12 protein-coding genes are annotated in these 12,913 nt (G+C 64.2%); 7 read left to right on the top strand and 5 right to left on the bottom strand.

What is annotated here, in order from left to right:
* Nucleotides 1-9: 9 nt before the first annotated feature.
* The 4 genes from DMB80_RS20300 to DMB80_RS20285 form a co-directional block, all read right to left on the bottom strand.
* A complete protein-coding gene (locus DMB80_RS20300; RefSeq protein WP_111511519.1) occupies nt 10-1,455 on the bottom strand; it encodes an APC family permease in 1,446 nt (481 codons plus the stop codon).
* Nucleotides 1,456-2,008: 553 nt separating this feature from the next.
* On the bottom strand, nt 2,009-2,953 hold the full coding sequence (locus DMB80_RS20295; RefSeq protein WP_111511518.1) for an alpha/beta fold hydrolase: 945 nt from the start codon (nt 2,951-2,953) through the stop codon (nt 2,009-2,011).
* Nucleotides 2,950-3,789, bottom strand: a complete 840-nt coding sequence (locus tag DMB80_RS20290; protein WP_111511517.1) for an HpcH/HpaI aldolase/citrate lyase family protein — start codon at nt 3,787-3,789, stop codon at nt 2,950-2,952. Before DMB80_RS20290 ends, DMB80_RS20295 begins: the two co-directional genes overlap by 4 nt.
* Before the next feature lie 7 nt (nt 3,790-3,796).
* Nucleotides 3,797-4,993 (bottom strand): CoA transferase, encoded by a 1,197-nt coding sequence (locus tag DMB80_RS20285; protein ID WP_111511537.1) that lies wholly within the window; start codon nt 4,991-4,993, stop codon nt 3,797-3,799.
* 360 nt (nt 4,994-5,353) lie between these two features.
* Between DMB80_RS20285 and DMB80_RS20280 the strand changes: the two genes are divergently transcribed.
* Nucleotides 5,354-5,806, top strand: a complete 453-nt coding sequence (locus DMB80_RS20280; RefSeq protein ID WP_111511516.1) for a MaoC family dehydratase — start codon at nt 5,354-5,356, stop codon at nt 5,804-5,806.
* A 2-nt stretch (nt 5,807-5,808) separates the two neighbouring features.
* On the opposite strand, the gene DMB80_RS20275 is transcribed toward DMB80_RS20280, so the two are convergent.
* Entirely contained in the window at nt 5,809-6,993 is a 1,185-nt protein-coding gene (locus tag DMB80_RS20275) for an acyl-CoA dehydrogenase family protein (protein ID WP_111511515.1), read from the bottom strand.
* 96 nt (nt 6,994-7,089) lie between these two features.
* Here DMB80_RS20275 and fabG point away from each other — a divergent pair, with 96 nt between their 5' ends.
* The 6 genes from fabG to DMB80_RS20245 all read left to right on the top strand — a co-directional run bounded on the left by fabG (nt 7,090) and on the right by DMB80_RS20245 (nt 12,903).
* The gene (fabG, locus tag DMB80_RS20270; protein ID WP_111511514.1) at nt 7,090-7,830 is read left to right on the top strand and encodes a 3-oxoacyl-ACP reductase FabG; all 741 of its coding nucleotides are present in this window, start codon (nt 7,090-7,092) and stop codon (nt 7,828-7,830) included.
* Nucleotides 7,830-9,041 (top strand): acetyl-CoA C-acetyltransferase, encoded by a 1,212-nt coding sequence (locus DMB80_RS20265; protein WP_111511513.1) that lies wholly within the window; start codon nt 7,830-7,832, stop codon nt 9,039-9,041. The genes fabG and DMB80_RS20265 overlap by 1 nt, the downstream gene beginning before the upstream one ends.
* Nucleotides 9,038-10,231, top strand: coding sequence for an acyl-CoA dehydrogenase family protein (locus tag DMB80_RS20260; RefSeq protein ID WP_111511512.1), 1,194 nt, complete (start codon nt 9,038-9,040; stop codon nt 10,229-10,231). The genes DMB80_RS20265 and DMB80_RS20260 overlap by 4 nt, the downstream gene beginning before the upstream one ends.
* Nucleotides 10,215-10,907, top strand: coding sequence for a GntR family transcriptional regulator (locus DMB80_RS20255; RefSeq protein WP_111511511.1), 693 nt, complete (start codon nt 10,215-10,217; stop codon nt 10,905-10,907). Before DMB80_RS20260 ends, DMB80_RS20255 begins: the two co-directional genes overlap by 17 nt.
* A gap of 87 nt (nt 10,908-10,994) precedes the next feature.
* Nucleotides 10,995-11,924 carry an alpha/beta fold hydrolase gene (locus DMB80_RS20250; RefSeq protein WP_111511510.1) on the top strand — a complete coding sequence of 310 codons (930 nt, stop codon included), beginning with the start codon at nt 10,995-10,997 and terminating at the stop codon, nt 11,922-11,924.
* A complete protein-coding gene (locus DMB80_RS20245) occupies nt 11,878-12,903 on the top strand; it encodes a TIGR03617 family F420-dependent LLM class oxidoreductase (protein ID WP_240431300.1) in 1,026 nt (341 codons plus the stop codon). The genes DMB80_RS20250 and DMB80_RS20245 overlap by 47 nt, the downstream gene beginning before the upstream one ends.
* Nucleotides 12,904-12,913 lie beyond the last annotated feature (10 nt).

The raw sequence follows: 12,913 nt of genomic DNA, 5'->3' as shown, positions 1-12,913 counted from the left end.
CGTGGTCGCTCACAGCAGTTGGCTCGACTTCGTGGGTTCGCCTTCCAGCGGAGCTGCAGTATCGTGCAGGTCGGGGAGGGCGTGTTTGCGCACCAGGCCGTGATAGCAGCCCCAGGCGAGTCCCGCAGCCAACAGCACCAGGGCAGCGAAGATGCCGTACCGCGATTCGTCGGTGGGCATCGGATACACCGACCCGATGATGCCGGCGCCGACCGTGGCCAGTGCGAGCACGAAGGCGACCCATCCGGAGCGCCGCCAGCGGCCCGTCGCGAGCAGCTTGCCCGCCGCTACGATGAGCACGAGGTAGGCCACCATGACCAGGAGGCCGCCGAAGGACGCGCCGATCGCGAATCCGGTGTAGGGGTCCATTCCCGTCGCGGCGTGCAGGATCACGACCGGAACTATGCCCACAACAGTTGCGACCGCGAACACCGCGATGCCGACATGGGGGGTTTGCCAACGGCTGGTCTGTCCGAGGGCGGGCGGCAACAGGCCGCCCCGTGACAGTGCGAAGAGGCCGCGCGCAGATGCCGACATGAATCCGATGGCAACGGCGATCATGTCCAGAACGAGGCCGAGCTGCAGCAGGGGTGAAATCCAAGAGCCCACGTACATGCTGCCGAGAGTGGACAGGCCCAGCGGATCCGAGGCCCAGGTATCGGCGACCGTGTCGAGCCCGAACCCGATGGTGCCCGCGTACTGGGTGAGGAAGCAGAAGCCGGCGACGATGAGAATCGTGAGGATGATTGCACGCGGTACCGACTTGGCGGGTTCGCGGGCTTCCTCCCCGAGCGACGCCGCCGACTCCACGCCGACGAACAACAGCGCGCAGAACATGAAGGTGGGCAGAAACGCACCTGCTGTCGGGGTCCCGGGATCAAAGACCCTCGCGGTGTTCCCGGCCACGCCCCCCTTTGCGATGACGACGATCGCCACGAGCAGGTAGGGGATGACGGACACGATGAAGATGGCGAGCTGAGCTCGCACCGAGATGTGCACACCCCGGAGGTTGACCACCGCGACCAGAACGAGCACTCCAAGAGAGATGACCCAGAAGGGTACTGAGGCGTTCAGGTATGTCTTGCAGAGGTCGCTGCCGAGCACTCCCGCGCCGATGAGCATCGTCGGCCCGCCGAGAATGATGTAGGCGAGGTAGTAGAAGCCGGCTGTCGAGATGCCCGCGGTGGGCCCGAGGCTTCGTCCGACGTACTCGTACATCACGCCCGCGTGGGTGTAGCGACGGGCGAACATGACGAGAATTGCACCCAGACCGAGGATCCCGACGGCGACGATCAACAGGTACAGCGGTCCGGCGCTACCGCCTCTGGCTGCGACCACGCCGCCGAGTAGAGCCGCGGACGTGATGGGCCCGACCGCCAGTGATTGAGCCAACAGGTGTGTGGTTCCGAGTTCGCCCGTGGTGAGCTTGCCGGTTCCCGGGGGTGCACTGTTCATCGAGTCCTCACTGTCTTTGGTCTACAGATGTTGAATGAATAGTGGGCGTCAACTGTTGCGGAGCCGTTTCGTAGATGTAACTCGCGCACTCGAAGGCGGTGGCGGTATCGGCGGACGACCCCTGACCTGCGTCGGGCGCCCCCGGGTGACGGGCTAAGGGAATCTTTACGCGGCTTTGGCGGCGACCGAGGTGGTCCCAGACTGCGGCGACGCGACTGACGGGCGCTGTCGACGCGGAGCGGTCCGCGACGAATCGGGCCGTTACGGGATGATTGCGCGCTGCATCACTACCGTCGCACGGCATCGACGCCGACAGGGATTACTCTACTTTCGACCGCGTGCCGCGGCGGGGTGTGGGTGTGGAGTGGTGACCTTTTATAAGTCAACTATCGTAGAAACATATTGCCCGTACGCATGGCTCTGCTTGTGCACGGCGAGGACGGGATCGCCGGAGGGATCACCGATCCATGCGCGTCAGCCGGATCCTGGGCCTCGACGCCGGCGGCCATAGTCCGATCGTGCCCGTGAGAGCGCACCCCGCTTCCAGGGCGCGTTAGATGATCGACCAGATTTCGAGAACCGCGCGCAACGCGGCTACCAACGCCAGTGGTTGATCGATCATCGGGTGGTGACCCGCGGCAGGCAACTCGATGAACGGACCGCGCAGCTGCATCACCGACTTGATGTGTGTGGACATCGTCGTCGGCACTACGCCGTGCTCGCACCGCATATAGGCAGCACGACATTGGAGACCCGCGAGAAGCCGTTCCAGCGAATCGGTTTCGCTCGTGCTGAACTCTACCTCTGCCGCGGTGAAAATGTCGGGGTCGAACTTCCAGTACCAACGGCCGTCCCGCTCGCAGATGGACCCTTCCGCGATGTGGTTCGTGACGAAGGGAAGCGCATCCGTCTGCGGTGGAATCAGCCTGAACCTGGCGAGGAGGTCGGCTCGGTCGTAGTAGCCTCGCGGTGGGTGCACGTTCCTGGGTGGATGCGAGTCGTCCGGCAAGTGCTCTTGCAGCGGAGTGTCGATCACTGCGATGCCCGCCATCTCGGCTCCGTGACGAGTGGCCGCGGCCGCGGTGACCCACCCGCCCATGCTGTGCCCGACGACGGTCGGAAAGGCATTGGCATTCAGGGCAGTTCCGGCCGCGAGAACTTCCTCCGCCCAGGTCCAGATGGAGTACTCGCGCCTTCGGTCACTGTCTCCGTGCCCGCTGAGGTCGGGTGCGACGACATGGTGCGTATCAGCGAACAGCGGAGCAATGTGGTCCCACCATCCAGAGTGCGCACCCCCTCCGTGCACGAGCACCAAGGTAGGCAGAGCAGGATCACCCCACGATCGCAGGTGAATGGAGTAGCCATCGACATCGACCGTCGAGTGCGACGGCGCGTTACCCAGTGCGGCAACGAACCACGTAGGCGGTGGGTCCAAGACGTCGGGGGGACAGACCCCGGCAAGTCGGTCGGTGGCGGCCCGGAACGAGGGCAGCTTCATTCTGTGGTCGGCCACGCGGCGGCGGCAGCAATGACGCGTCTAGCCCGTCGCAACACGGCTTCGTCAACCATTCGTCCGCTCGCATCGCGACCGGCGCCTCGCGCGTCGAACTGGTCGAGAAGCTCTCGTGCCGAGGCGACTTCATCGGGGTCGGGAGTGAAGACCGCATTGGCGACGGTGACCTGAGCCGGGTGGATACAGGCGCGCCCGACGAAACCCATCCTGCTCATAGCCTCAGTCGTCGTTCTGAAATGTTCGAGATCGTCGATGTTCGGCTCCACCGGAGCCACGGGCGGTTCGATACCGGCCGCCCGGCTGGCGATGACAAGTGCCGAACGGGCGTATGACAGTTCGGCGCCATCGCGGCTCGGCGACATGCCGAGATCGGCCGCCAAGTCGAGTTCACCGAGGTGCAAGAATTCGACTCGCGGTCCGGCGGCGATCGCGTTGACGGCACAGACACCTGCGGCCGACTCGACGAGCGGGGCCAACCGCAACGTACTTCCTGTTGTGCTGAGGACGCGCGCTACGTCTTCGACGTCCGACACATTCTCCGTTTTTGCGAGGACCAAACCCGTCAGATTCGGGGCCGATGAGATTGCCTCGAGATCCAATTCGCGTTCGTAGCCGGAGTTGACGCGTATCCAGATCGGGATCAGAGGCGGAGCTCCATTCGAAAGCCATTGGGCGACGATTCGACGTGCAGCGGGTTTGGCTTGCGACGGGACCGAATCCTCGAGGTCGATGATGAGTGCATCCGCGCCCCGTCCGCTGGCTTTGGCCAGTCGATCGGCTCGGTCGCCGGGAACGTAGAGTTGGCTCCGGGGTGGGGTCATTCGTCACTCACGAGACGACTCCGGCGCTGAACAATTGGGAACGCTCGTCATCGGTGAGCCCCAATTCGCGGAGCACGTCGTCTGAGTCGTCCCCCAGGGCCGGCGAAATGGTGGACGGCGGGTACACGCCGTCGATCGACATCGGCAAGCCGGGTGCCAGGTGCTTACCGATCCGGGGTTGATCCAGCGGCGAGAACAGCGGGTTCTCCGTTACTTTGGAGTCGGTCACGACCTCGTCGAATCTCCGGTAGCGCTCCCACAAAATTGATGTCGGAGACAGCGCCGCCGACACCTGGTCGCCGGTGTGGCTTGCAAACCACTCCGTGAACAATTCTGTGAGCGCGTCGCGGTGTCGATACCGTTGGCCCTCGTCAGAGAAGTCGGCACCAAGCGATCGTGCAAGCGCAGCAACAGCATCCGATGTAGCTGTCAGTTCGGTCAAGTCGCGGAAGTGGCGTCCGGTGAGCGCCACGATCATGAACGCGGCACCGTCCTTGCTCGTGAACTGTTGGCCGTACTGGCCGAAGATCGAATTCCCTATGCGTTGACGGGTTGTGCCGTTGATCATCACCTCGGTCAGAAAGCCGAGGTTTCCCGCCGTCGCCAGTGCGACATTCTCCAGCGGAATCTTGATCTCGGCGCCGATTCCGCGTGAATCACGGCTGCGGAGTGCAGCACTGACTGCCAGCGCTACATACATGCCGCACGTCACATCCCACGCGGGCAGCACGTGGTTCACCGGGCCGTCGCAATCAGGCGATCCCGTTACCGAGGGGAAGCCCACGGCGGCGTTGACGGTGTAGTCGACACCCGTGCCGCCGTCCGCGCGACCGGAGACTTCGACGTGAATGAGGTCGGGTTTCGAGTTCGCGAGTGTCCGATACGAGTGCCACGCGCGACCAGTCGCATTGGTGATGAAAGCGTCACTGCGAGCGATGAGTCGCTGGGCCAACCGCTGGCCGACCTCGTCACGCATGTTCACAGCGAGTGAGCGTTTTCCCTTGTTCAATGCCGCCCAGTAGATGCTCTCACCGTCGGCAGTGACCGGCCATCGGCGGTAGTCGGCGGCCCCACCGGTGGGATCGACCCGGATCACCTCCGCGCCAAGCTGTGCGAGTGTCATGCCGGCTAGGGGAACGGCCACAAAACTCGAAATCTCGACAACCCTTAAGCCCTCAAGAGGGCGGTGTGCTCTTTCTTCCATCACGTGTGAACCAGGTTGCGGGGCAGACTAATTAAAATCAGTGCCTTCCTCGGCATTCTGCTATGCGACACCAGTGTCTCCTGCTGGCTGCGGAGGGCTCGGAAGGGTCCCCGTGGACGAAGCAGCCAGAACACCGGACGCGTGCACGTCTGCAGCGAGGCGCCTCATGGCCGTGCTGCACACTGATCCGAGCGAAGACATGGGTGACATGTGCGTGCGTTTCCTATACTCGACAAATGCGGATCTCTATTCGCATAACAACATGCTGCGCCACGCACTGTCAATCCTCGTGCGTCGTGGGTGACTGGCGTTCGATGGTCGGCGAGAGCAGCCTGCTGTCGGGCTCGAGAGGAGTACGGGATGAAGGTTTTCAACGATCTCAGCGAGCTCGTTGCCGCGCAGGGCAGCCGACTCGGTCCGACGGAGTGGTTAGAGATCACACAGGAACGGGTGAACGTCTTCGCCGACGCAACGGACGATCACCAATGGATTCACGTCGACGGCGAGAAGGCCGCCGCCGGACCGTTCGGCGGAACCATCGCCCACGGACTACTCACGCTCGCGTTGGTGCCGCACTTCTCGCATCAGCTCTACGCGGTGAAGAACATCTCGCTTGCGATCAATTACGGCTACGACAAAGTGCGTTTCATCGATCCGGTCCGCGTCGGGGCGAAGATTCGTGCGCGGGGCGTGCTCACCACCGTCGATCAGCTCGAGGGTGCAGCGCAAGCGACGATCACGGTGTCGATCGAGATGGAGGGATCAGACAAGCCCGCGGCGGTGGTTGCGCAGATCATTCGCTACATCGCCTGATGTCACTGGGCTCGACGCTGTGCGGCCTTCACCAGCCCGCCGCCGATGATCAGGCGTTGGATCTCGCTGGTGCCCTCGTACAGGCGCAGCAGGCGGACATCGCGATAGATGCGCTCGACGGGCACGTCGCGCATGTAACCGGCTCCGCCGTGGACCTGAACGGCGAGATCGGCGACTTTGCCCACCATCTCGGTACAGAACAGCTTCGCGGTGGACGGCGCGATGCGACGGTCCTCGCCTGCCAGCCACAGCCGGGCGGCATCGCGAACCAGCGCCCGGCCCGCCATCACGCCGGTCTGCATGTCCGCGAGCATGGCCTGCACCAGTTGGAAGCTGCCTATGGGTGTACCGCCCTGCGTCGCGGTCGCCGCGTAGGCGACCGCTTCGTCGAGGGCCCGCTGTGCGGTACCCACCGACAGGGCAGCGATGTGTATGCGGCCGCGCGCGAGCGACGTCATCGCAGCGCGGTAGCCGATGTCCTCGGCGCCGCCGACCAGTGCGTCGTGGCCGACGCGCACGTCGTCGAAGGTGACGTCTGCGGTCCACGCGCCCTCCTGGCCCATCTTGGCATCCTTGGTTCCTACCTCCACGCCGTCGGCGTCGGCGGGAACGAGGAAGACGGCTATACCGGGTCCGTCGGCGTCGGCGGGCCTTGTTCTGGCGAAGGCGATGAAGAGGTCTGCCGTCGGCGCATTGGTGATGTACTGCTTGCGTCCGCTGATCACCCAGTCTGCGTCATTGCCCGAGCCATCGCGAATGGCTTTGGTGCGCAGGCCAGCTGGGTTGGATCCGGCGCCCGGCTCGGTGAGCGCGAAGGAGGCGACCACGTCGCCGGAGGCGATGCCCTCGAGCCACCGCTCCTTCTGCCTGTCGGTGCCGAATCCGACCAGCACCTGGCCAGCGATGCCGTTGTTGGTGCCAAACATGGACCGCAGTGCGAGCGTCGTGTAGCCGAGCTCCATCGCCAGCTCGACGTCCTGCGCGATGTTCAGGCCGAGGCCGCCCCACTCCTGGGGAATCGCGTATCCGAACAGGCCCATCTTCTTGGTCTCGTTGCGGATGTCGTCGGGAACGCAGTTTCCGTTGGCGATCTCGAGTTCGCGCGGCATCACCATCGTTCTGACGAACTGGCGTGTCGCGCCGAGGATGTCGGCGAAGTCCTGGTCACTAACGGTCGTATCGGTCATGCGGCGGCGCCCCTCGTGTCGAATTGCGTATGTGATGGGAAATATCATATTTTATGTTGAGAATCTAATCTCCATCGCGAAGGGACGTCAGCACGCATGACATTGCTCAACGGGAAAACCGCGGTGGTCACCGGCGGTGCGCAGGGAATCGGGTACGCGATCGCCGAGCGCTTCGTCGCAGAGGGCGCCCGCGTCGTGCTCGGCGATCTCGATCTCGCCGCGACCGAAGCCGCCGCGGAAAAACTGGGTGGTGCCGACGTCGCGCGGGCGGTGCGCTGTGACGTCACCTCCTCGGTTGATGTGGAGGCGTTGGTGAACGTGGCCGTGGCGGATTTCGCCGGCATCGACATCATGGTCAACAATGCGGGCATCACTCGCGATGCGACGATGCGCAAGATGACCGAGGACCAGTTCGATCAGGTCATCGCCGTGCATCTCAAGGGCACCTGGAATGGCACGCGGTTGGCGGCGGGGGTGATGCGTGAGGCCGGCGGGGGCGCGATCATCAACATCTCGTCCATCTCGGGCAAGGTGGGACTGATGGGTCAGACCAACTACTCGGCGGCGAAGGCTGGCATCGTCGGCATGACGAAGGCTGCCGCGAAGGAGGTGGCCCATGTCGGCGTCCGCATCAACGCGATTCAGCCGGGATTGATCCGCTCGGCGATGACCGAGGCCATGCCGCAACGCATCTGGGACGCCAAGCTCGCAGAGGTGCCCATGGGTCGCGCCGGTGAGCCCGATGAGATCGCTTCCGTGGCCGTCTTCCTCGCCAGCGACCTGTCGTCGTACATGACGGGCACGGTGCTCGAGGTGACCGGCGGGCGGTACATGTGATGAGAGAGGCCGTCATCTGTGAACCCGTGCGGACTCCGATTGGCCGGTACGGCGGAATGTTCAAGTCGCTCACGGCCGTTGAGCTCGCCGTCGCGGCGCTGAAGGGTCTGCTCGCGCGTGCCGGCGTCGCCCCCGATCAGGTCGAGGACGTGATTCTGGGGCACTGTTATCCGAGTATGGAGGCACCCTCGATCGGCCGCGTCGTAGCGCTGGACGCGGGCCTGCCGGTGACGGTGCCCGGCATGCAACTCGACCGTCGGTGTGGATCTGGTCTGCAGTCGGTCATTCAAGCGTGCATGCAGGTGGGAACCGGCCAAAACGACCTCGTCGTCGCCGGTGGTGCGGAGTCGATGAGCAATGTGGTGTTCCACTCGACTGACATGCGCTGGGGAGGGGCCAGGGGCGGGGTGACCGTGTACGACGCTCTGACCCGCGGACGGACCACCGCCGGTGGACGCGACTACCCGGTGCCCGGCGGCATGATCGAGACCGCCGAGAATCTTCGGCGGCAGTACGGCATCTCTCGCGAGGAGCAGGACGAGCTGGCAGTCGTGTCACACACTCGGGCCGTGGCCGCGCAACGCGAGGGGTTGCTGGCTGAGCAGATCGTCCCGGTGACGGTGCCCGACCGCAAGGGCGACGTGGTCGTGGACACCGACGAGCACCCTCGAGCGGACACGACGGTCGAGGCACTGGGAAGGCTCAAACCCATGCTGCTCCATCAGGATCCGGACGCCACCGTCACCCCCGGCAACTCGAGCGGCCAGAACGACGCGGCCTCGATGTGCATAGTGACCACATCAGAGATGGCCGCGCAACTGGGCCTGACCCCTCTCGTCAAGCTGGTGTCGTGGGGTGTTGCCGGGGTGCCGCCGAACGTCATGGGTATCGGACCGGTGCCCGCGACGGCCGCGGCGCTCGAGCGCGCAGGGCTGGCACTGTGCGACATCGACCTCATTGAACTCAACGAGGCGTTCGCTGCTCAGGCGCTGGCGGTCATGCGGGAGTGGAAGTTCACCGATGCCGACCTCCAACGCACCAACGTGCAGGGGTCCGGCATCTCGCTGGGACATCCGGTCGGCGCGACGGGCGGGCGGATGCTGGCCACGCTGGCCCGCGAGATGCGCAGGCGCGATGCCCAGTACGGACTGGAGACCATGTGCATTGGCGGCGGTCAGGGCCTGGCCGCGATATTCGAGAGGGTGTCATGACTCGTATAGCTCAGACCCTGGGACTCACCGAGTTTCAGACCGAGATCCTTGCAAACGTCCGCTCGTTCGTGGACAAAGAGATCATTCCGAACGCGCAGGAACTCGAACACGCCGACGAATACCCCCAGCACATCGTCGACGCGATGAAGGACATGGGACTGTTCGGCCTGATGATCCCCGAAGAGTACGGCGGTCTCGGAGAATCGCTGCTGACCTATGCGCTGTGCGTAGAGGAACTGGCGCGCGGCTGGATGAGCGTGTCCGGCGTCGTCAACACCCATTTCATCGTCGCCTACATGCTGCGTCAGCACGGTACCGACGAGCAGAAGCAGCGCTTCCTGCCTCGGATGGCGACGGGCGAGGTGAGGGGCGCGTTCTCGATGTCAGAGCCCGAACTCGGGTCCGACGTGGCCGCTATCCGGACAAAGGGCGTCCGCGATGCCGACGGCGGTTACACGATCACCGGTCAGAAGATGTGGGTCACCAATGGCGGCAGCTCCACGCTGGTCGCAGCTCTAGTGAAGACTGAAGAGGGACAGGCTAAGCCGCACCGCAACCTGACGGCGTTCCTGGTGGAGAAGCCCGCCGGGTTCGGCGAGGTGGCACCGGGTCTGTTGATCCCCGGCAAGATCGACAAGCTCGGTTACAAGGGCGTGGACACCACCGAGTTGGTGTTCGACGGATACCGCGCCACGGCCGACGACGTGCTGGGTCACGCACCGGGGCAGGGTTTCGTCCAGATGATGGACGGTATCGAAGTTGGCAGGGTCAACGTGTCGGCCCGCGCGTGCGGCGTCGGTATCAGGGCCTTCGAACTGGCGGTGCGTTACGCCCAGCAGCGCAGCACGTTCGGCAAGCCCATCGCCGACCATCAAGCCATCGCGTTCTCGCTCGCCGAGATGGCCACGAAGGTCGAGGCTGCGCACCTGATGATGGTCAATGCCGCCCGGCTGAAGGACTCCGGTGAGCGCAACGACGTCGCCGCCGGCATGGCGAAGTACCTCGCCAGCGAGCTCTGCGCCGAGGTGACGCAGCAGGCGTTTCGCATCCACGGCGGCTACGGATACTCCAAGGAGTACGAGATCGAACGGCTCATGCGCGACGCCCCGTTCCTGCTCATCGGCGAGGGCACCAGCGAGATCCAGAAGACCATCATCAGTAGAAATCTGCTCCATGAGTACCGCGTCTGACCCGGGGTTCGTAGTCCGGCCGCAACTGTCGGACGACGTGGCACGCTACGTGCGGCGGCGGATCTTCAACGGCACGTACCCGGCGGGGGAGTACCTACGCCTGGACCAGGTGGCCGCCGAGGTGGGCATCAGCGTGACCCCGGTCCGGGAGGCCCTGTTCAATCTGCGGGCCGAGGGACTATTGGAGCAGCATCCGCGGCGAGGGTTCGTGGTCTTGGAGGTCACTGCGCGTGATCTCGCCGATGTGGCGCTGGTCCAGACGTTCGTCGGTGGCGAGCTGGCAGCCCGTGCCGCCGAGAACATCACGCCCGAACTTGCTGCGGAGCTGAGGTCGATTCAAGACCAGCTGGAGACGGCTTACAAGTTGACGGATGTGGAGCAGGCGGTTCGCTTGAACCACGACTTCCACCGCCTGATCAACGTGATCGCCGACTCTCCCAAGCTGACTCAGGTCATGTCGGGGATCACCAGGTACGCCCCCGAGTCGGTGTTTCCCACTCTTGAGGGTTGGCCCCAGCAATCGATCCGGGACCACCGGGCAGTGATCGCAGCGCTGGAGCGTGGTGACGGTGACGCCGCCCGCGCCGCGATGGCTGAGCATTTCACCGCGGGGGTCACACCTCTCATCGAGCACTTGTCCGAGCAAGGTGTGGTCGAGTCGGCGCAGGGCGATTGACGACCGCGGCCGCGTGACACCAAAACCTATCCCGGCCTGGCGGGTCTGAGTCGAAATCGAAAGAGCCTGCGGCGCGGAAGGGCGTGGATGTCGATGGCGGATATGAGTGCGAGCGGTTCGCCCTTCGCAGCCTCTCAGGCTACGGGTCGCGCCGGGGTCCTGCTGATTCATGGCGGCGCGCATGCGGGCTGGTGTTGGAATCGAATGCGCGTCCTCCTCGACTACCCGTCCATCGCGATTGACCTGCCGGGTCGGGAACGCGACGCCTCTATTACCAAGATCACCACGTCCGACTTCGTCGGCGCGGCCGTTCGTGCCGTTGAGGAGAGCGGCTGGCAAGAGGTCGTCGTGGTAGCGCACTCACTAGGAGGCGTGACAGCGTGCGGGCTCGCGCACGCCCTACCTGAAAAGGTGCGGCACCTGATCTTTGTCGCCTCCATCCTTCCTGAGGTGGGAAGGTCCCTGCTCGACCTGGCGCCATCCGCCCTGAAACCGTTGCTGAGTTGGGGATACCGCAGAGCGGTGGACCGCAACGGGGCCTACATGCTTCCCGAAAAGGTCGCCAGATACTTGTTCTGCAATGACCTCGACCATGCCGAGTCGAGTGACCTCATTGAGCGTCTGTGCGCGGAGCCGCCCAGGGTGATTGTCGAGCCTTCGCGATTCGCTGTGCCCCAGTCGATCCCACGCACATACGTACGCCCAATGCATGATCACGCGCTCGGCCGAAGCACCCAGAATCGGATGATCCGACTGCTCGGTGACGTGGACGTCGTGGACATCGACGCGGGCCATAACGTGATGATCTCGCGGCCGTCTGAAATCGCTGCACTGGTCAACAGCGTCGCACGGCGCCGCCTGACGGACGTGACGGGACGTCCGCCCACAGACGCCCATTCGGCGGGCGATGTCGGACCGCGATCACAAACGAGTGAAGAACGTCTCAGCGCAGGAAGTTGGGCAGGTGCAGATGAAGGTCTATGCGGCGATGATGGATCATCGGATGTCGCTACATGACGTAGGGCCGTACGCCGCCAGAATGGAGGCGCTGGGTTACGACGGTTTGCACGTACCGGAGGCGGTTCACGATCCGTTCGTCGTGGCGGCGATTGCGCTCGAGCATACGTCGCGCATCCAGGTCCGCACGGCCGTCGCGCTGGCGTTCGTGCGCAGCCCGATGCTCACCGCGTACACCGCTTGGGATCTCGCTCGATTCTCCAACAGTCGCTTTGAAGTCGGCTTGGGTACCCAAATTCGCGCACATATTTCGGAACGATTCGGTATGCCGTTTGACGAGCCCAGCGATCGGCTCGCCGATTACATCGACGCGATGCGCGCGAGCTTTCATGCGTTCCAATCCGGTGCGGCCCCCGAGCACAGGGGCCGCTTCTACTCTGTCACTCGCCTATCTCCATTCTTCAATCCTGGCGCGATCGACGTTGCGCCGCCGTCGATCTGGGTCGGCGGAGTGGGGGTTAAGGTCACGACGGTCGCGGGCACACATGGCGACGGACTGATTTCCCATCCGACGAACTCCAATCCGAGGTACCTGGATGCCGTCACCATGCCCGCCTTGCGGAAAGGCGCTGAGGCTCAGGGTCGTAGCTACAGTGAAATCGGCCTCGTTGTCGGGAGTCTCAATGTCACGGCGATGGATGAGCGGGGAGTGGCCCTCAGGCGTGAGGCTCAGAAACAGCCGCTCGCATTCACCTTGTCGACGCCGGCCTACTGGCCGACTCTCGAGATGTACGGCTGGCTGGACGTCGGCCACCGGCTTCGCGCGATGACGCGCGCGAACGAGTGGGACAGGATGGTCGGGGTCCTCTCGGATGAGATTTTCGATACCTTGGTCCCGCAGGCCACCTATGCCGAATTTCCCGATGTAGTGCGCGAGTGGTATGGCGCGCGGGCATCCGGCATCGTGCTCGAGCCACCCGGCGACCCCGCAGACGATCCCGCGTTCCGCGAGATGATTGCGGTGATTGGAAGCGAATGAGGCCCAGTTC

Source organism: Mycobacterium kyogaense, assembly GCF_003254575.1.
In the GTDB taxonomy this organism is placed as follows: domain Bacteria; phylum Actinomycetota; class Actinomycetes; order Mycobacteriales; family Mycobacteriaceae; genus Mycobacterium; species Mycobacterium kyogaense.
Note: the sequence above shows the minus strand (reverse complement) of the source record. Positions and strands in the feature narration are given on the sequence as shown.